This window comes from Shimia sp. MIT910701 (genome assembly GCF_047126315.1).
Lineage (GTDB): Bacteria > Pseudomonadota > Alphaproteobacteria > Rhodobacterales > Rhodobacteraceae > Shimia.
Genome location: NZ_CP138953.1, coordinates 360,733 through 379,568, shown reverse-complemented (window position 1 = coordinate 379,568; position 18,836 = coordinate 360,733). Strand labels below are relative to the sequence as shown.

14 protein-coding genes, 2 tRNA genes, 1 rRNA gene and 1 pseudogene are annotated in these 18,836 nt (G+C 57.8%); 13 read left to right on the top strand and 5 right to left on the bottom strand.

Features of this window, described 5'->3' with window-relative positions; all coding sequences use genetic code 11:
• The first annotated feature begins 166 nt into the window (after window positions 1-166).
• On the top strand, window positions 167-850 hold the full coding sequence (locus SIB38_RS01850) for a DUF1295 domain-containing protein (protein ID WP_294115764.1): 684 nt from the start codon (window positions 167-169) through the stop codon (window positions 848-850).
• Window positions 851-913: 63 nt separating this feature from the next.
• Complete coding sequence (locus tag SIB38_RS01845; protein ID WP_294115766.1) at window positions 914-1,858, top strand: cation transporter; 945 nt, start codon at window positions 914-916, stop codon at window positions 1,856-1,858.
• Here SIB38_RS01845 and SIB38_RS01840 read toward each other — a convergent pair.
• Entirely contained in the window at window positions 1,855-3,108 is a 1,254-nt protein-coding gene (locus SIB38_RS01840; RefSeq protein WP_294115767.1) for a DNA polymerase IV, read from the bottom strand. The two genes, SIB38_RS01845 and SIB38_RS01840, sit on opposite strands and share 4 nt — an antisense overlap.
• Window positions 3,109-3,134: 26 nt before the next feature.
• On the opposite strand from SIB38_RS01840, the gene SIB38_RS01835 reads away from it, so the two are divergent.
• Window positions 3,135-3,614 carry an NUDIX hydrolase gene (locus tag SIB38_RS01835; protein ID WP_294115769.1) on the top strand — a complete coding sequence of 160 codons (480 nt, stop codon included), beginning with the start codon at window positions 3,135-3,137 and terminating at the stop codon, window positions 3,612-3,614.
• 12 nt (window positions 3,615-3,626) lie between these two features.
• Here SIB38_RS01835 and pyrF read toward each other — a convergent pair whose 3' ends face one another.
• The 3 genes from pyrF to SIB38_RS01820 form a co-directional block, all read right to left on the bottom strand.
• Complete coding sequence (pyrF, locus tag SIB38_RS01830) at window positions 3,627-4,346, bottom strand: orotidine-5'-phosphate decarboxylase (RefSeq protein ID WP_294115770.1); 720 nt, start codon at window positions 4,344-4,346, stop codon at window positions 3,627-3,629.
• A gap of 74 nt (window positions 4,347-4,420) precedes the next feature.
• Complete coding sequence (locus SIB38_RS01825; protein ID WP_412551220.1) at window positions 4,421-4,789, bottom strand: methyltransferase; 369 nt, start codon at window positions 4,787-4,789, stop codon at window positions 4,421-4,423.
• A 384-nt stretch (window positions 4,790-5,173) separates the two neighbouring features.
• A complete protein-coding gene (locus SIB38_RS01820; protein WP_294115772.1) occupies window positions 5,174-5,434 on the bottom strand; it encodes a hypothetical protein in 261 nt (86 codons plus the stop codon).
• A 255-nt stretch (window positions 5,435-5,689) separates the two neighbouring features.
• Between SIB38_RS01820 and clpB the strand changes: the two genes are divergently transcribed.
• The 6 genes from clpB (at window position 5,690) to msrQ (ending at window position 13,710) form a co-directional block, all read left to right on the top strand.
• Entirely contained in the window at window positions 5,690-8,305 is a 2,616-nt protein-coding gene (gene clpB / locus SIB38_RS01815; RefSeq protein WP_412551219.1) for an ATP-dependent chaperone ClpB, read from the top strand.
• A gap of 83 nt (window positions 8,306-8,388) precedes the next feature.
• Window positions 8,389-9,783, top strand: coding sequence for a dGTP triphosphohydrolase (dgt, locus tag SIB38_RS01810; RefSeq protein WP_412551218.1), 1,395 nt, complete (start codon window positions 8,389-8,391; stop codon window positions 9,781-9,783).
• Window positions 9,783-10,451 carry an HAD family hydrolase gene (locus tag SIB38_RS01805; RefSeq protein ID WP_294115777.1) on the top strand — a complete coding sequence of 223 codons (669 nt, stop codon included), beginning with the start codon at window positions 9,783-9,785 and terminating at the stop codon, window positions 10,449-10,451. The genes dgt and SIB38_RS01805 overlap by 1 nt, the downstream gene beginning before the upstream one ends.
• Before the next feature lie 59 nt (window positions 10,452-10,510).
• Complete coding sequence (locus SIB38_RS01800) at window positions 10,511-12,007, top strand: FMN-binding glutamate synthase family protein (protein WP_412551217.1); 1,497 nt, start codon at window positions 10,511-10,513, stop codon at window positions 12,005-12,007.
• A gap of 177 nt (window positions 12,008-12,184) precedes the next feature.
• Window positions 12,185-13,087 (top strand): protein-methionine-sulfoxide reductase catalytic subunit MsrP, encoded by a 903-nt coding sequence (gene msrP / locus SIB38_RS01795; RefSeq protein ID WP_294115778.1) that lies wholly within the window; start codon window positions 12,185-12,187, stop codon window positions 13,085-13,087.
• A 5-nt stretch (window positions 13,088-13,092) separates the two neighbouring features.
• The gene (gene msrQ, locus SIB38_RS01790; RefSeq protein WP_294115780.1) at window positions 13,093-13,710 is read left to right on the top strand and encodes a protein-methionine-sulfoxide reductase heme-binding subunit MsrQ; all 618 of its coding nucleotides are present in this window, start codon (window positions 13,093-13,095) and stop codon (window positions 13,708-13,710) included.
• Between the two features lie 27 nt (window positions 13,711-13,737).
• Here msrQ and glyA read toward each other — a convergent pair.
• Window positions 13,738-15,048, bottom strand: a pseudogene (glyA, locus tag SIB38_RS01785) (serine hydroxymethyltransferase).
• A gap of 97 nt (window positions 15,049-15,145) precedes the next feature.
• On the opposite strand from glyA, the gene SIB38_RS01780 reads away from it, so the two are divergent.
• The 4 genes from SIB38_RS01780 (at window position 15,146) to SIB38_RS01765 (ending at window position 18,641) form a co-directional block, all read left to right on the top strand.
• Window positions 15,146-16,024: a LysR family transcriptional regulator gene (locus SIB38_RS01780; protein WP_412551216.1), complete on the top strand. Its 879-nt coding sequence runs from the start codon at window positions 15,146-15,148 to the stop codon at window positions 16,022-16,024.
• A gap of 744 nt (window positions 16,025-16,768) precedes the next feature.
• Window positions 16,769-18,231 (top strand): 16S ribosomal RNA (locus tag SIB38_RS01775).
• A 157-nt stretch (window positions 18,232-18,388) separates the two neighbouring features.
• Window positions 18,389-18,464: transfer RNA gene (locus SIB38_RS01770), tRNA-Ala, on the top strand.
• A 100-nt stretch (window positions 18,465-18,564) separates the two neighbouring features.
• Window positions 18,565-18,641 (top strand) — tRNA-Ile (locus SIB38_RS01765).
• Window positions 18,642-18,836 lie beyond the last annotated feature (195 nt).

The window sequence follows — 18,836 nt, the reverse complement described above, 5'->3', positions numbered from 1 at the left end:
GGAGGAAATTGTTTTCGTCCAATTGGTCCAAAAAGATGCTTCCAACGCGCACCCCACCTCTCTTCCGCCTCGAAGTCATGCTGACCTGTGCCGTGTCGGCGGGAATCCTCTGCAAGATCGCGGACGGGTGTCGCGCTTTTGCCTGTCTGTTTTGAAAGGTCTCACCATGTCGTCTTCTGCAACCACTGGCGGGGTAGACCGCGCCCATGATCGCTCCTTTGCCCCCAAGCTAACCTTTGCCGCCTTACACGGCGGCATCGTCGGCCTCTGCCTTTGGCTCGCTTTTGCGCTGGAGTGGGCCGACCCCGCCCGCGCCAAACTATTGGCGGGCTGCGCGGTGCTCTATTTCCTGCGGCACCTGATCACGCTGTTTGTCCTGCTCAAACGCAAGGTGGAGCTCTCAGAAGCCTTGGGACTGTCGGCCTTTGTGGCTGTGTTCGAAATCGGCTTCCTACTGCTGGGGGCCGGTATATTGCGAGACACAGCCGTACCATTTGGCGGCATGGACATGTTGGCACTTGGGCTGATTGCCTTTGGCTCCTATCTCAACACCGGCTCAGAGCTGCAACGCATGATCTGGAAGAGGCGCCCAGAGAGCAAAGGCCGCTGCTACACCGGCGGGTTGTTCAAACATTCCATGCACATCAACTACTTTGGCGACATGGTGTTGTTCACCGGTTGGGCTTTGCTCACAACCTCCTGGCTAGCCTTTGTGATCCCGCTGTTCATGACCGTTGGTTTTGTCTTCTTCCACATCCCCGGTTTGGACGCCTATCTGTCCCAACGCTACAATGCCGAGTTTGACGCCTACGCCGCCAAAACCGCAAAACTGATCCCCTTCGTCTACTAATCCCCCTCGCAAACCGCAGGCCATGCACTATCTTGGCGGGAACACGATAGGTGAGGACCCGCCATGGACGCACAAACCATCAAAACCCGCGAGATGCGCGCGCTTTCAATCGCCATGGCTGGCAGCCTGTTTATGGGCGGGGCAGGGGTGCTGGCCGCGATCCTGTCCAACTCCACCGCCATCATGATGGACGGGCTGTTTTCCCTGATCGCTTTCACCTCGGCCTTCATTGGCCGCAAGATTAGCCAGAATGTGGATGCCGCCCCGGATCGATTCCGTCCGCTGGGCTATGCGGCGGATGAAGCGGTGTTTGTCACCTTCCGCTCACTGTCGCTGATTGGCCTGATCCTCTTTGCCTGTGGCTCTGCGGTGATGAACATCCTGAACTATATCCAAGGCGAGGCGATTCCGACGCTCAACTATGAACCCATGCTGATCTACTTCGTGGTGATCAGCGCCACCTGTTTCGGCCTCTGGGCCCTTCACCGCCACACCTGGAAGAAAACCGGCGAGGTTAGCGAAATCCTCAAACTGGAAAGCAAGGCCGCCGCCATTGACGGTTTCATGACGGTCGCCACCGCGCTGGGTCTCGGCATGATCTACGCCTTTGGTGATAGTTTCCTTGCGCCGATTGCCCCCATAGGTGACAGCATTGTGGTGTTCTTTCTCTGTCTGGTCGCCGTGCGTCAGGTGCTTCGCGATCTCGGCGGCGGCATGGGCGAGCTGCTTGGCGTGACTGCCCAGCCAGAGATTATTGCCAAAGCCCGCCGCGCTCTGCGCGCCTCCGTCGCCGATCTGCCGGGAGAGTTCACCGATATGTCCGTGGTCAAACTTGGCCGCACTTACACCGTCAGCGTCTACTACAACCCAAAGCAGGCGGTCACGCCGGAGCAGGTCGATAACCTCAACCTCACCATGATTGACGACGTACGCAAAGTGCTGCCCGGTGCCGATGTGCTGCTCTGTATTTCGCAATACCCACGCCGCTGGCCGGAGGGCATGGGTTAACGCATCGCGCGCCCTTTGAGGATCGCGTCAGAGCCAAAGCGCTCGCGAATGGCATCGGTGGCGCGCTCCGCTTTGGCGCGTTGCACCGCTTGTGGGTCCAACAAATCGCCGGACAGGTCTGCCTGTGTCGCTGGCACCAGATCCGCCAGACCAACGCCAATCAACCGATAGGGCCCTTCGTCCCCTACCTGATCAAACAGACCTCGGGCGGTGCGATACAGCGTATCCGCCATCTGTGTTGCATCGCGCAGGCTCACCCGCCGGCTGATCGTCGAAAAATTCGCGCGTTTGAGTTTCAGCGTCACCACACGCCCCGCCAGATCCTTGGCCTTGGCGCGGTCGCTGACCTTCTCTGCCAGGCGCCACAAATGCCCGTCCAAAATATCCGTGCTGGCGGTGTCCTCAAAAAATGTGGTCTCGTTGCTGATGCTTTTCATCGGTGCATTGTTGGACACTTTGCGCCGGTCTTGTCCGCGCGCCAGATGCCAAAGCCGATAGCCCGTGTTGCCAAACCGCGCGATCAGGTCTTCCTGATCCCAGCGCAACAGGTCCGTAAACGTGCGAATGCCCGCCCGATCCAGACTTTCCTGCGCCACCGGTCCAATGCCCCAGATCATCCGCACCGGTTTGTCGGCCAAAAACGTATCCGTTTCCGCCTTGCCAATCACTGAAAAACCGCGCGGTTTGTCCAGATCACTGGCCACCTTTGCCAGAAACTTGTTATGCGACAGACCAATCGAACCAGTCACGCCCAACTCATCCTTCATGCGTTTGGTCAGCCGCGCCAACATCACCGCAGGCGGCGCGCCATGCAGCTTGGTGGTGCCGGTCATGTCCAAAAACGCCTCATCCAGCGACAAAGGCTCAATCACGGGGGTCAACTCATCCATCATCTTGCGGATCGCGCGGCTGACCTCGACATAGACGTCCATGCGCGGCTTGATCACCACCGCATCCGGGCAGAGTTTCAGTGCCTGAAACATCGGCATGGCCGAGCGAACCCCGCGAATACGCGCCACATAACAGGCCGTCGAAACGACCCCTCGTTTACCGCCGCCAATGATCACCGGCTTGTCGATCAATTCCGGGTTATCGCGCTTCTCAACACTTGCATAAAACGCATCGCAATCCATATGCGCGATAGACAGCTCAAACAGCTCCGGATGAGCGGTCACACGCAAGCTGCCACACTCTGGACATCTTTTTGTGGTTTCCAATTCGTTAAGACAATCGCGGCATACTGCTGGCATTGGTTTACTTTGTATCGGATAGCGCCATGACTATAGCATTCCCGAACTTCCCTGACAGGGCCTATCGCGGCTCCAAGCTGATTGTGTTTGTGGGAGACAAGCTGGTGTCTGTGCTGCGTGATGACATCGCCACCATTCCTTGGCCGGATTACTGGGATTTCCCCGGCGGCGGCCGCGAAGGCGACGAGGCCGCTCTTACCTGTGCCCTGCGTGAAACCGAAGAAGAGATTGGCCTCACCCTGTCCGATCATGACGTGATCTGGGCCCGCCGGTATCAGCGTCACGACCACTTCACATGGTTCTTTGCCGCGCAACTGCCTGCGGACATGAAAAAGCACATTGTGCTTGGCGATGAAGGTCAGCGGGTGAAGCTCATGTCTCCGCGCGAGTATCTCACCCACCCCAAAGGCATCCCACATTTCCAGACACGTCTCGCCGATTTCCTCGCCGACACGCATCCGGACAGTCCGCAGAATTTCACACTTCCAATGGCCGCCTGTGCTTAAAGCACACTGGGCTTAGCGGTTTGGCTGCTGAGCTTGTGCTGAGTTCATCTCCGCAACAATGGCTTGCGCTGCGGCCCGTGGATCCTCTGCGGTCCACACCGGACGTCCCACCACAATATGGTCTACACCATCAGCCACGGCATTGGCCGGAGTGGCCACTCGTTTCTGATCGCCGAGCGCTGCGCCCGCCGGGCGCACACCTGGGGTCACAATCAAGCGCCCCTCAGATTCCGGCAGCGCGCGGATCATCGCAGCCTCTTGCGGCGACGCAATCACCCCATCTGCACCGGCCTCAAACGCCTTGCCAGCACGCTCCACCACTAGATCAGGAATCGCGCCGTCTTTGATCAAACAGTTGTCCAGATCACCCCGATCCAGAGAGGTCAGCACGGTCACGCCAAGAATCTTCAGGTTGCTGCCCGCTGCGCCTTGTTTTGCGGCTGCCACCACATGCGGATCGCCATGCACGGTCAGGAAATCCAGATCAAACTGCGCCAGACCACGCACCGCCGCTTCAACGGTGGCACCAATGTCAAACAGCTTCATGTCGAGGAAAATGCGCTTGCCGCGCTCCTGCTTGAGCTCATTGGCCAATGCCAGACCGCCGCCGGTCAACATGCCAAGGCCAATCTTGTAGAAGCTCACCGCATCGCCAATCTGGTCCACAAGTTCCTGACCTTGCAGCAGGTTTGGCACATCAAGGGCAACAATCAGACGGTCATCAGCGGTCATGGCGGTATCTCCGGGCTATCTAGGGGCAAAGCAAACGTCTGCCTTCTAGCGCCACGCGCCCTGTGCCGCAAGGCTTAGCCGGTGTTGGCGCGGTTACCGTAGATCCACTCCATGTCCGGCTTTTCCGTACAATAGTAATGCACCCAGATATAGACATGCTGAAACGCCGCCACCACAAGCGCATTCCAGCTGTCACACAACAGCGCAATGCCCCAAAGCCCAAGGAAGATAGGCCCATACATGGCGTTGGAGGTGAATTTGAAAACACCTTCGTTCACCAAAGGCATCGCTGCAATCTCTTCGCGGAAATGATCGCCCCCCACGGCGCGGCGGATGGTGAAGTAGCGCAACACCGAGTGCATGCCGTAGATCGCCACGCCGACAAACGCCACGCCCAGCCCCCAATTGAGCCATTGGGGTGCTCCCGTCGAGGTGGTATCCATCTGACCGACGATAAGAACTGTGATTGGCCGTGCAATGAGTAGCGGGATGAACACAACGGTCCAAACTCTCAGGTCATTCTCTCCGAGCACTCTGGTTAGCAAGTTTCTATGCAACTGCAGTCGAAACACTATCGCAACCAACACCTGATGCAAAATGGCCAAGCCGATACTAACACCCGTCCATCCGCGCATGGGAAATCCGAGAAATGTGGGGCGTACATGGAAGTTGGGGATCACCAACGCACCAGCACCCAAAACCAAAAACACAATCAGCCCCAGATGCTGGGGCTGACCTTCAAGGATGTCGCGCAATGTAGACCGCGTGCGGATGCTTTTCATAGTCGCCATAGATGCAGTCTCTGCTGCTGTCGGCGCCTTGTCCAGTTACCCCTCGTTGGGATAGACACCCGGCGCAAAGGACAGCTCTTCGCGGCCCGCGCGGATTTCCGGCATGCGGCTCAGTTGGCGCAGCGCCTCTTTTATCAATGCCAAACGACCGGCCCCCTTTGGGCGATCTTCCTCGGCTTGGACTGCGCAATGCAGGCGCACATCGCGGGACTCATCGCTCAGGCTGACCACAGCGGACAGCTCACCAAGGGTCTGGCGGTAGGTTGGGTTGGAAATCTGAATCTCGGTCACATGCATGGTGCGGCCCTTTCTTGTCTGCTCTTGTGAGCACTGTGATTCAGAATTAGGGCGAAATTTGTCTCAAATTAGGGGAATTTTCGCACCATTTTCGCACTGACCTGTGCAACCCTTCAAAAGCATTCGATTTTCACCGGCGAACATCTTGATCTGTTTTGATCTGTTCCCCACATCTCAGGTGAGGCCTACACAGGGGCGTGCCGCAAAGCGGGCGCCAATACCGACGAGGGGCGCTTACAAGAAGGAGAGATACCCATGGACTTGAGCAAGTTCACGGAACGGTCCCGTGGTTTCATTCAGGCTGCGCAGACCATTGCGATGCGGGAAAACCACCAGCGTTTGGTGCCCGAACACATTCTAAGAGCATTGATGGACGATGATCAGGGCCTTGCGGCCAATCTGATCACCCGCGCCGGTGGCGCGCCACAAATGGTGCGCTCCGCGATTGACGCTGCGGTGGATAAGCTGCCGCAAGTGTCTGGCGACACGGGCCAGCCTTATATGGACAACAAAACCGCCAAAGTGCTGGCGGAGGCCGAAGCGCTGGCCAAGAAGGCGGGCGACAGCTTTGTGCCGGTGGAGCGCATTCTAATGGCGCTGGTGATGGTGAAATCCAAAGCCAAAGACGCGCTGGACGGTGCCAACGTCACGGCCCAAGCGCTGAATGCCGCAATCAACGACATTCGCAAGGGCCGCACGGCTGATTCTGCTTCGGCGGAAGAGGGCTATGATGCGCTCAAGAAATACGCGCAGGACCTTACCGAGCGTGCCAGCGAAGGCAAAATCGACCCGATCATTGGTCGGGACGATGAAATCCGCCGAGCGATGCAGGTTCTGAGCCGCCGCACCAAAAACAACCCCGTTCTGATCGGGGAGCCGGGCGTGGGTAAAACCGCGATTGCCGAAGGCATGGCCCTGCGCATCGTGAACGGCGACGTGCCCGAATCCTTGCGCAACAAGAAGCTTTTGGCGCTCGATATGGGCGCGCTGATTGCCGGTGCAAAATACCGGGGTGAGTTTGAGGAACGCTTGAAAGCGGTTCTGACCGAAGTGACAGAAGCCGCTGGCGAAATCATCCTCTTCATTGACGAGATGCACACGCTGGTCGGCGCCGGTAAAACCGATGGCGCGATGGATGCGGCCAACCTGATCAAGCCTGCGCTGGCTCGGGGCGAGCTGCACTGTATCGGTGCCACGACGCTCGATGAATACCGCAAATATGTGGAGAAAGACGCCGCCCTGGCGCGTCGCTTCCAGCCGGTTCAGGTCGAAGAACCCACCGTCGAGGACACCATCTCCATCCTGCGCGGCATCAAAGAGAAGTATGAGCTGCACCATGGTGTGCGCATCTCTGACGCGGCGCTGGTTGCGGCCTCTACCTTGAGCCACCGCTACATCACCGACCGCTTCTTGCCGGACAAAGCCATCGACCTCGTGGACGAGGCGGCGTCGCGTCTGCGTATGGAAGTGGACAGCAAACCCGAAGAGCTCGACGCACTCGACCGTCAGATCCTGCAATTGCAGATCGAAGAAGAGGCGCTCAAGCTTGAGGACGATGCGGCCTCCAAGGACCGTCTGGAAACCTTGCAAAAGGATCTGGCCGATCTGCAGGAAAAATCCTCCGAGATGACTGCCAAATGGCAGGCCGGTCGGGACAAGCTCGCCTCGGCGCAAAACATCAAGGAGGCGCTGGATCAGGCCCGTGCCGATCTGGACATCGCCAAACGCGAAGGCAATCTCGCCCGCGCGGGGGAACTGTCCTATGGCGTGATCCCGGACTTGGAGAAAAAGCTCGAAGAGGCCGAAAGCGCCGAAGGCGAGGTGACCGTCGAAGAGGCCGTGCGCCCGGAACAGATCGCGCAAGTGGTCGAGCGCTGGACCGGTATCCCAACCTCCAAAATGCTTGAAGGTGAGCGCGAGAAACTCCTGCGCATGGAAGATGACCTGCACCGCCGCGTGATTGGTCAGCACTCTGCTGTGACCGCGCTATCCAACGCCGTGCGCCGTGCGCGTGCGGGGCTCAACGATGAGAACCGCCCATTGGGCTCGTTCCTCTTCCTGGGGCCAACCGGTGTCGGTAAAACCGAGCTGACCAAAGCGGTGGCCGAGTTCCTGTTTGACGACGACAACGCCATGGTGCGCATCGATATGTCCGAGTTCATGGAGAAACACGCGGTCGCCCGTCTGATCGGTGCCCCTCCGGGCTATGTCGGCTATGATGAAGGCGGTGTACTCACCGAGGCCGTCCGCCGTCGCCCTTATCAGGTGGTGCTGTTTGACGAGGTCGAAAAGGCGCATCCGGATGTCTTCAACGTGCTCCTGCAGGTGCTCGATGACGGTGTGCTGACCGACGGCCAAGGCCGCACGGTGGACTTCAAGCAAACGCTGATCATCCTGACGTCGAACCTCGGCGCACAGGCGCTCAGCCAACTGCCCGAAGGCGCGGATGCTTCTGACGCGCGCCGCGACGTGATGGACGCCGTGCGCGCCCACTTCCGGCCTGAGTTCCTCAACCGCCTGGATGAGACCATCATCTTTGACCGGCTGGGACGGCAGGACATGGACGGCATCGTCGACATCCAGCTCGCGCGCCTGAAAAAGCGCCTCGCCGGTCGCAAAATCGGCCTGGAGCTGGACGACGGTGCCAAGAAATGGCTGGCCGATGAGGGCTATGATCCGGTCTTTGGCGCACGTCCATTGAAGCGTGTGACGCAGCGCGCGCTGCAAAACCCGCTGGCCGAGGCTCTGCTGGCTGGCGACATCAAAGATGGAGACACCGTGCCGGTCACAGCCGGGGCCGAAGGCCTGCTGATCGGCGATCGGGTGGGCAGCAGCGACAATCCAAAACCGGATGACGCCGTCGTGCATTAACTGTTAGGTACAACACATCAAAGGCCTGCCGCGTTGGCGGGCCTTTTTTATGAGATGACGATACAACAGAACGGCAAGGCACGATGACACAACGGATGACATGGCAAAAACTGTTGAACGCGGAACGTCCGGGCAAACCAGGCTTGCCAGAAGACCCGGGTCGCCCGAACTACACGCAGGACGCTGACCGCATTATTTTCTCTGCGTCTTTCCGCCGGCTGGCCAATAAAACGCAGGTGCATCCGCTATATGCCAACGACCATCTGCGCCACCGCATGATCCACTCTTCTGAGGTGGCGAGCGTGGGGCGCAATTTGGGCATGCAGGTTGGTCACTGGCTGGAAAAACGGGGCGACATCCAGCCCGGAGAGGCGCATCGGGTCGCTGGCAATATTCACGCAGCTGCTTTGGCGCATGACATTGGCAATCCACCGTTTGGCCATTCTGGGGAAGCCACCATTGGCGCGTGGTATAAAGAGCGATTTGAAACGTCTGAAGGGTTGTTCAAAGGCGTGGATGAAACTCTGTGGGAAGAATTCTCCAAGTTTGAAGGCAATGCGCAAGGTTACCGTATCCTCACTCGGCTGGAGATGTACCGCGGTGAGCGCGGCATGGACCTTTCCAATGCTGTTATTGGGGCCTTTACCAAGTACCCGATGTCGGCAGCGTGCTCCAAAGCGCTAAAGTCGGAAAAAGCAGCTGAGGGAGTTCCTGCCTCGGAGGTGAAAAATCACATCTATGCAGGGGCGAAGAAGTTTGGTTTTTTTGAAGGTGAGCAAGAGATATTTGCCCAAACTGCCTATGCATTGGGCTTGATCGAGGAGCGCACGGAGAAAGGCCATATTTGGTGGCGCCGCCATCCTCTGGTGTTCCTTGTCGAGGCTGCCGATGACATTTGCTACAACATCGTTGATCTGGAGGATGGGTTTAGCGCTGGTGATCTCAGTTTTGCGCAGGTGGAGTCACTGCTGTCGGCCCTGATTGGCAAGAAGCCAAACGATTTAGGAACCTACACAGAATACGAACACATCAGCTACCTTCGGGCCCGGGCAATTGGCTGTGCGATCGACGCTTGTGTGGTTGCCTTCCAGGAGCAATACGATGCGATTATGGAAGGGCGTTATTCCGGAGAGTTGATGAATGACTCCGCGCTTGGTCAAAAGTTCCGCGACATTCGGGAAGTGGCTAATGAGCAGCTCTTCGTGGCCCCTCGTAAAACCAAGCTCGAGGTGCGGGGACGGAACCTGATCTGTACTGTTCTGGATGGCATTTTGCCTGCCTATGAAGCGTTGAAAAATGCGGGCTGGGATGACGGCAATTTGCCTGACTACGAGCGGCAACTGGTGCGGGCAGTAGCGCTGGATATGCGGGGTGTTTCCTCTAACTACGAAGCTCTGCACGCCATGGCCGACTTTGTTTCAGGTATGACCGATCGTTACGCGCTAGAAGTGGCGAAGTTGGTTTCTGGAACTGCCTGATGACGCCGAACCTCGTCCTGTTTGATTGCGACGGCGTGCTGGTGGATAGCGAAACTGTCACCAATCGCATCATTCAGAAAAACCTCGCCGCGCGTGGCCTGTGTCTTCCTTTGGAACAAATCGTCACTCTCTTTGTGGGTGGCACCATGGCTGGCGTGCGCGATACGGCGCAATCGATGGGCGCCATTCTCGAAAGCAATTGGCTAGATCTCATCTATGGCGAGATGTTTGCCGGACTTGCAGCTCAGTGCGAGGTGATCTCGGGTGTCACGGAGGTGTTGGACCATCTGGACTGTGCCCACATACCTTATGCGGTTTGCTCCAATGGGCCTCATGCCAAGATGGACATCACGTTGACGGCCTGCGGCCTCAAAGAACGCTTTGGCGGCCGTATTTACTCCCGCGAGGATGTGCCTGCACCCAAGCCCGCACCGGATGTGTATCTGTATGCCGCCAAATTGGCTGACATCGCACCGGCGCGATGCGTCGTGATTGAGGACAGCACATCGGGTGCGAAAGCAGGCAAAGCTGCCGGCATGCGCACCTTAGGCTATGTCGCTGAATCCAATCCAACGCGCCTCGCACCCATCTGTGACGTACTGTTTGACGACATGCGTAAACTCCCAAAATTGTTGCACTTGCCTCACGCGGCTGTTGCCCAATCGTGACTTGCTCTCGCCCTAAACGGGCGGCACTTTAGGTGTGACGCGCCAGAAGGGAGCCAGTCATGGAAAGCACAATGGAAACAGCCTTTGATGTGGTGGAATTTCTCGGCCTGACCTTTGTGCTGATCTTCGCGCTTCTGGTTGTGGCGGCGATCATCCTCTTCATTGTCGACCGCAACCAGACCGGCGACGCCATCCGGCGCAACTATCCTGTGATTGGCCGCTTCCGCCATATCTTCTCGGAGCTGGGCGAGTTCTTCCGGCAGTATTTCTTTGCCATGGACCGCGAGGAACTGCCGTTCAACCGTGCCCAACGCGAGTGGGTTGGCCGGGCAGGGGAGGGCAAATCCAACACCATCGCCTTTGGCTCCACCCGCAATCTCAACGTGCCGGGCACGCCGATTTTTGTGAACGATCCGTTCCCGCCGCTGGACGATGAATATGCCAAGTCAGAGCCGCTGCTGATTGGCCCCACCGCCCGCACGCCATACCTTGCGCCGTCCTTCTTCAATATCTCCGGCATGAGTTACGGCGCGTTGTCTAAGCCAGCAGTGCAGGCGCTCAGCCATGGGGCTGCGGCGGCAGGCATCTGGCTCAACACCGGCGAAGGTGGCGTCAGCCCGTTTCACTACGAAGGCGGCTGCGATCTGGTCTATCAAATTGGCACCGCTAAATTTGGCGTGCGCAATGCGGAAGGGGGGCTGGATGACGCCAAACTTCGTGAGATCGCCAGTCACAAAAACATTCGCATGTTCGAAGTGAAAATGGCCCAGGGCGCCAAGCCTGGCAAAGGCGGCATCCTTCCGGGCGAAAAGGTCACCGAAGAGATCGCCAAAATCCGTGGGCTTCAGGTCGGGCAGGATGGCATCTCCCCCAACCGCCACCGAGAGATCGATAACTTTGACCATCTGCTGGATTTCCTCGCCCACATCCGCGAGGTCACCGGCAAGCCGGTGGGGATCAAAACCGTGGTTGGCGCGGAACTCACCATGCGCGAGTTCTTTGAAACCATCGCCCGGCGTGGTGCCGACATGGCCCCGGATTTCATCACCATCGATGGCGGCGAAGGCGGCACTGGCGCCGCGCCCATGCCGTTGATGGACTTGGTGGGTATGCCTGTGCGCGAGGCGCTGCCTCTGGTGGCGGATCTGCGCGATGAGTTCGAATTGCACGACCGCATCCGCCTGATCGCCTCGGGCAAGCTGGTCAATCCCGGCGACATCGCCTGGGCGCTCGCGGCAGGCGCAGACTTCGTGGTCTCCGCCCGTGGCTTCATGTTTGCGCTGGGCTGCATTCAGGCGCTCAAGTGCAACAAAAATACCTGCCCCACCGGCATCACCACCCATGACCCACGTTTCCAGAAGGGTCTGGTTGTGGACCGCAAAGCCCCGCGCGTGGCGCGCTATGCCCAGGCGTTGGTGAAAGAGGTTGAAGTCATCGCTCATTCCGTCGGCGTGTCCGAGCCCCGCAAACTGCGCCGCCGCCATGTGCGACTGGTGCAACCCAACGGCCGCTCCGTGCCAATGAACGAGGTCTTCCCCCGGCCCGGTGCCATGTAGCCCCTCTGTCTTCTCAGTCTTCAAATATCCCGGGGGTGTGGGGGCTGGCCCCCACTTCCAACACATCTCAAACGCGCCAAACGTTACAATCGCCCCACACCATCGTGACCATGCTTGTGTGGCGTGGGTCCCAACACCTGCGCTATCAGACTCTCAACGCAATAGGAGAGACCCCACATGGCGCACCGCTGGACCAATGACCTCACACTTGACGACGTGACCCCCAAGTCCGCCTATCTGAACCGCCGCCAGGTCATGGCCGGTATGGCAGGTCTCGGCCTCGCAGCCTTTGCGCCCAAAGCACACGCAGCCACCGATCTTACCCCCACAGATTTTGACGTCATCACCCAGTACAACAACTTCTATGAGTTCGGCACCGGCAAGGAAGACCCCGCCAAACACGCCCACCGCCTGACCACCAAGCCTTGGAGCATCAAGATCGACGGTCTGGTCGACCGCCCCGGCGACTACGCGCTCGAAGACATCCTCTCCAAAATGACCATTGAGGAGCGCATCTACCGCTTCCGCTGTGTTGAAGCCTGGTCGATGGTGGTGCCATGGAACGGCTTTGAGCTGAAAGACCTGCTGGACCTCGCGGGCGTGAAATCCTCCGCCAAATACGTGGCCTTCGAAACGCTCTACCGCCCCAAAGAAATGATTGGCCAGAACTCGCCTTTCCTGGATTGGCCCTACGTCGAAGGCCTGCGCCTGGATGAGGCCAACCACCCGCTCACACTGATGGCGACAGGCATCTACGGCAAAGACATGCCCAAACAAAACGGCGCGCCGATCCGTCTGGTGGTGCCGTGGAAATACGGCTTCAAATCGATCAAATCCATCGTGCGCATCACGCTGACCGACAAAGAGCCGCCCACCAGCTGGAACAAATCCATCCCCGGTGAATATGGCTTCTACTCCAACGTAAACCCAGAGGTGGACCACCCTCGTTGGTCCCAAGCCTCCGAGCGTCCCATTGGCGGTGGCTTCTTTGCCAAACGCATCCTAACCCTGATGTTCAACGGCTATGAGAAAGAGGTCGCCAGCCTTTACGAAGGCATGGACCTGCGCAAAAACTACTGAAATCCATGATCGACACCATAAACACTCTTGTGCGCAAAACGCCCAGCTGGCTGCTCTATCTGATTGGGGCGGCCTATCCGACTTGGCTGCTCTATGCGGGCTTCACCGGCGGCTTGGGTGTTGACCCAGTCAAGGCGATGGAGCACGCGCTGGGCAAAGTTGGCTTGCAAGTGTTGATCGCGATCCTGCTGGTTACCCCTCTGCGCCGCTTCACCAAGCTCAACTTCCTGAGCTGGCGCCGGGCGCTGGGTGTGATCGCCTTTTTCTACATCCTGCTGCACTTCCTTGTCTGGATGGTGCTGGATGTGCAGATCCTCAGCCAAGTCAAAGCCGACCTCATCAAACGCCCCTACATCATTGTCGGCATGGTTTCTTTGCTGATCCTGCTGCCGCTGGCGATTACGTCCAACAACCTGTCGATCCGCAAGCTTGGCCCGCGCTGGCGTAAGCTGCACAAAGCAACCTATCTCGCCGTGGCGCTGGGGGGGGTGCATTACATCATGCAGACCAAGGGCTTTGAATATGAGCCTTACATCTATCTCGCGCTGGTCATTGGCTTGATCGCAATGCGCAAGCTGCCGAAGAAACGCGCCGCGCCGCCGGCGAACCGTCAGGCGGCGTGAGCCCCACGCTCGCGCCGCCCTCTTTCTTTAGCTGTGCACAAACTGGACCGTGTCAAAACGCTGCCGCCAGGCGCTGACCTCTGCGGCCACATCGTCACCAGCCAAACCCGCAGCAATCAATCCGGCCAAACGGTCGGCATCCGCCGCTGTGATACCCCAGCGCACCAATTCCGGCGTGCCAATGCGCAGCCCGTTCATGTCGCCCGCGACCTCGGCGACAGGCAGTCCAATGCCACAGGCCAGGAACCCCGCCTTACGCAAAACTTTGGACGCTGCCTGTCCGCCGCCTTAGCTTTCCGCCAGAACCGCAAACTGATGGGACTGCGTGTGACCGTTGCGTCCCGCAAACACCGGCACGCCCTTGGCGTCCAACGCCGCCGCCAAAGCCTGCGCCATGGCAATCATCTCCTGCGCATAAGCCGCTCCAAAACTGCGCCAGTCCAGCATCGTCACTGCCAGCGCCGCCGACTTGGCCGCATCAAAATTGGCCGTCATGCCGGGGAAGGCAATCGCGTCCAGCGCCTTGGCGATCTCCGCATCATTGCTGACAATCAATCCACCTGCAGGGCCGCCAAGGCTCTTGTAGGTGCTCATGGTCATAAAATGCGCCCCTTCGGTCAGCGGGTTCCGCCAGGCCTTGCCTGCTATGATCCCGCATTGGTGGGCCGCATCAAACATCACCTTGGCACCCACCTCATCAGCAATCGCGCGCACTTCTTTCACCGGATGTTCAAACAGGTTCAGGCTGCCGCCAATGGTGATCAGCTTCGGCTGCTCCTTCAACACAAGCGCCCGCAATGCGTCCAAATCCACCGTGTAGCCATCCGCATCCGTCGGGGCCATCACCGTGCGCAGTCCAAACAGTCCGGCGCAGCCGGCCACATGATGAGTCACGTGCCCGCCAATCGTTGCGGGCGGCGCAATGATTGTGTCGCCTGGTTCGCAGGTCGCCATAAACCCATAGAGATTGGCAATCGCGCCTGACGGCACGCGGATCTCGGCAAACTTGGCGTCAAACACCTCGGCGGCCAGTTCCGCGGCAATCACCTCAATCTCTTCAATCGCCTCGAGCCCCATTTCGTATTTGTCGCCGGGGTAACCCAACGACGGGCGCGACCCGATGCCGGAGGCCAAAAGCGCCTCGGCCCGTGGGTTCATCACATTGGTGGCGGGGTTGAGGTTGAAACACTCCCGCTCATGAATGTCGCGGTTTTTGGCAGCGAGGCCCTCGATCCGATCCAGAATATCCGTCGCCGATGTCTCCGCCGTCTTTTTGGCAATGTCGCGCACCAGGGTTTCACTTGCCGCCGGCACCCAGTCTCTGAAATCCAATGTCATGTCTCACCCCTCTATGTTTGATCCCAAAGTGACAGCCTCCCCTGACAACGCAAATCAGATTTGCTATTTCTTGGCGTAGAAAAACTAAGGCTACGTCGTGTCTGTTCTGCCCAACCGCCCCAAAGGTCCGCCCTTGAACGCCCTGCGTGCGTTTGAGGCTGCCGCCCGTTTGCAAAGTTTTGTCGCGGCGGGGGAGGAGCTGGGGGTGACCCCTGGGGCGGTGTCGCAACACATCAAAGCGGTAGAGGCCTGGGCGCAGGTCACTCTGTTTCGTTGGCAGGCACAGGGGGTGACGTTGACGGCAGAAGGTCGCGACGTGGCTAAGGCTTTCACGCGGGCCTTTGACGAAATGGCGAAGGCCACACAGACCCTACGAAATCTCAGTCCAACCTCCGAAATCCACATCGCCGCATTGCCATCCGTGGCCCAGCTCTGGTTGCCGCCGCGCTTGGGCCATCTGCGCACGCTCCGTCCTGAGCTGAAGATCTCGGTATCCGCGATGGAGGCCCCGCCCAGTCTCACGCGAGACCTGTTTGACGTCGCACTGTTCATCGACAATCCGACAGAGAACCCAGAAGAACGGATACTGGCAGAGGATGTCCTATTCCCAGTCTGCGCGACCGTTTTGTTAGACAGCCATGCTTTCACCGACACGCCTCTCCTGCATGATCAAACCTGGTCCGAAGATTGGCGTCTCTGGTCTGAGGGTACGGGAACGGATGTAGGAGATCCAACGGCGGGTCCCAAGTACTCTCTTTATGGACTGGCCGTGGAAGAAGCCAAATCCGGCGCGGGTTTGTTGATGGCCCACGGCTGCCTGATTGCGCCATTGATCGAGACCGGCGCCCTGTGTCGGGTGTCAGAGAATGAGGTACCAACTGGCAAGGCTCTGGTGATGACCTTGCCCTATCCCTCTCGCCGCAAGGCGGGGCTGGAGGAGGTCGCCGATCTATTGTCAGGCCCTCTGTTGCTATAGTTCTTGATTGCCCGTCCTCTCTCTTCACCTATTGGAAACGACAGTCTCTTTGCCCTTTTCTCTGCACCTCTGCGAAACAGCCACGATACCGACGCGATACCGATGTTGGTTTTGGCGCGGCTGTTGGGTGTTGCGCGGCGAGTCTTTGGTTGAGTCTGTGGATAAGTGGCGGAGCGATGTGTTTGTTAACCTTGGTTTCGGCAGGTAGCTTTGTTATTGGCGGAAATCTGTTCGTGTAAGTAATTGATATTGTTTATTTTTCCAGAAAGTTGGTGATTTTTTGCGGAAAGATGAAAAAAGCGCTTGCGGCTGTTTGGTGTTATGCTTAGAACCCCCTTCACCGGCGGCGCTGAGGCGCACGACGGCGGGACGGACCGGAGCGAGGCGCTGCTTCAGGAAGGGAAGTTCTGGAAATATCGAGCAGTATCAGCGGGTTGCGCTAGTAAGTTAGTAGCGCGGTCGGTTGGTTTTGTCTCTGGGGTTTTGTGCTCCGACGTTGTTTGACATTGAGAATACACTGAAGAGATATGAGGGCGGTTTGGTTCATTTCGATGAGCAAACACCTGCATATCGGCTCTTAGGTCTTTAGGGATCGATGATAGAGTTACAACAGCTTCACTGTTTGGTGGCTTTCTGTACCTTTGGTACTGAAGCACATTGAACAGTTTGAGTTCATCCGGGATTAGCCTCCTGGGTGAGATGTGCAGAGGTTCGAACGTCAAGGATTAGCTGGTAACAGCTATTCAACTTGAGAGTTTGATCCTGGCTCAGAACGAACGCTGGCGGCAGGCCTAACACATGCAAGTCGAGCGCACTCTTCGGAGTGAGCGGCGGACGGGTTAGTAACGCGTGGGAACGTACCCAGATCTAAGGAATAGCCACTGGAAACGGTGAGTAATACCTTATACGCCCTTCGGGGGAAAGATTTATCGGATTTGGATCGGCCCGCGTTAGATTAGATAGTTGGTGGGGTAACGGCCTACCAAGTCTACGATCTATAGCTGGTTTTAGAGGATGATCAGCAACACTGGGACTGAGACACGGCCCAGACTCCTACGGGAGGCAGCAGTGGGGAATCTTGGACAATGGGCGCAAGCCTGATCCAGCCATGCCGCGTGAGTGATGAAGGCCTTAGGGTCGTAAAGCTCTTTCGCCAGGGATGATAATGACAGTACCTGGTAAAGAAACCCCGGCTAACTCCGTGCCAGCAGCCGCGGTAATACGGAGGGGGTTAGCGTTGTTCGGAATTACTGGGCGTAAAGCGCGCGTAGGCGGGTTGTTAAGTTAGAGGTGAAATCCCGGGGCTCAACCCCGGAACTGCCTTTAATACTGGCAACCTAGAGTTCGAGAGAGGTGAGTGGAATTCCGAGTGTAGAGGTGAAATTCGTAGATATTCGGAGGAACACCAGTGGCGAAGGCGGCTCACTGGCTCGATACTGACGCTGAGGTGCGAAAGTGTGGGGAGCAAACAGGATTAGATACCCTGGTAGTCCACACCGTAAACGATGAATGCCAGTCGTCGGGTAGCATGCTATTCGGTGACACACCTAACGGATTAAGCATTCCGCCTGGGGAGTACGGTCGCAAGATTAAAACTCAAAGGAATTGACGGGGGCCCGCACAAGCGGTGGAGCATGTGGTTTAATTCGAAGCAACGCGCAGAACCTTACCAACCCTTGACATCCTAGGACACCTCCAGAGATGGAGCCTTCCTTCGGGACCTAGTGACAGGTGCTGCATGGCTGTCGTCAGCTCGTGTCGTGAGATGTTCGGTTAAGTCCGGCAACGAGCGCAACCCACATCCTTAGTTGCCAGCAGTTCGGCTGGGCACTCTAGGGAAACTGCCCGTGATAAGCGGGAGGAAGGTGTGGATGACGTCAAGTCCTCATGGCCCTTACGGGTTGGGCTACACACGTGCTACAATGGCAGTGACAATGGGTTAATCCCCAAAAACTGTCTCAGTTCGGATTGGGGTCTGCAACTCGACCCCATGAAGTCGGAATCGCTAGTAATCGCGTAACAGCATGACGCGGTGAATACGTTCCCGGGCCTTGTACACACCGCCCGTCACACCATGGGAGTTGGTTCTACCCGACGGCCGTGCGCTAACCTCTCTGAGGAGGCAGCGGACCACGGTAGGATCAGCGACTGGGGTGAAGTCGTAACAAGGTAGCCGTAGGGGAACCTGCGGCTGGATCACCTCCTTTCTAAGGATGCACCTAGCAGATCAACTTGTTGATCTCGTGGATGCACTTAGCAACAGATCGGTACCTTTGCCGATCTATATCAAACGGACCAGGCCGTCCCCATATCTCTTCAGGAACATCGAACCTTGATCACATCCGTGATCATAGCGTTCAGCTTGGGGCCTTAGCTCAGCTGGGAGAGCGCCTGATTTGCATTCAGGAGGTCAGCGGTTCGATCCCGCTAGGCTCCACCAGGATTTGGGCTCAGCAACCACACGGGCCTGCCCTTACGGTTGACTTTGCTTTGCAAAGCAACTCACCGGGCGACGCGTTTTGCCTTTGGCAAAAGCGCTTGGGTCGGTAGCTCAGGTGGTTAGAGCGCACGCCTGATAAGCGTGAGGTCGGAGGTTCAAGTCCTCCTCGACCCACCAACTCACTTCTGAAAGAAGTGAGGCCAACAGCAGTCACGCAAGGCACGCGACAGTGGCTTTTGCTTGCAAAAGCTCACGAAAGCGTCCCTCCGGCTGACATCAACTCGATCATCAAGCACTTGCATAAGTGTTTGATCATCCAGTTGGATGACGACTTCTTCGGAAGTTTTGACATCGTTTAGAGAGATACAAGTT

Bases quoted from the DNA above. Each gene is read 5' to 3' on its own strand.
- SIB38_RS01840 (WP_294115767.1), bottom strand. From the start codon at position 3,108: ATGCCAGCAGTATGCCGCGATTGTCTTAACGAATTGGAAACCACAAAA.
- SIB38_RS01850 (WP_294115764.1), top strand. From the start codon at position 167: ATGTCGTCTTCTGCAACCACTGGCGGGGTAGACCGCGCCCATGATCGC.
- SIB38_RS01805 (WP_294115777.1), top strand. From the start codon at position 9,783: ATGACGCCGAACCTCGTCCTGTTTGATTGCGACGGCGTGCTGGTGGAT.
- SIB38_RS01845 (WP_294115766.1), top strand. From the start codon at position 914: ATGGACGCACAAACCATCAAAACCCGCGAGATGCGCGCGCTTTCAATC.
- SIB38_RS01800 (WP_412551217.1), top strand. From the start codon at position 10,511: ATGGAAAGCACAATGGAAACAGCCTTTGATGTGGTGGAATTTCTCGGC.
- msrP (WP_294115778.1), top strand. From the start codon at position 12,185: ATGGCGCACCGCTGGACCAATGACCTCACACTTGACGACGTGACCCCC.
- clpB (WP_412551219.1), top strand. From the start codon at position 5,690: ATGGACTTGAGCAAGTTCACGGAACGGTCCCGTGGTTTCATTCAGGCT.
- SIB38_RS01825 (WP_412551220.1), bottom strand. From the start codon at position 4,789: ATGGATACCACCTCGACGGGAGCACCCCAATGGCTCAATTGGGGGCTG.
- SIB38_RS01820 (WP_294115772.1), bottom strand. From the start codon at position 5,434: ATGCATGTGACCGAGATTCAGATTTCCAACCCAACCTACCGCCAGACC.
- pyrF (WP_294115770.1), bottom strand. From the start codon at position 4,346: ATGACCGCTGATGACCGTCTGATTGTTGCCCTTGATGTGCCAAACCTG.
- SIB38_RS01835 (WP_294115769.1), top strand. From the start codon at position 3,135: ATGACTATAGCATTCCCGAACTTCCCTGACAGGGCCTATCGCGGCTCC.
- dgt (WP_412551218.1), top strand. From the start codon at position 8,389: ATGACACAACGGATGACATGGCAAAAACTGTTGAACGCGGAACGTCCG.
- msrQ (WP_294115780.1), top strand. From the start codon at position 13,093: ATGATCGACACCATAAACACTCTTGTGCGCAAAACGCCCAGCTGGCTG.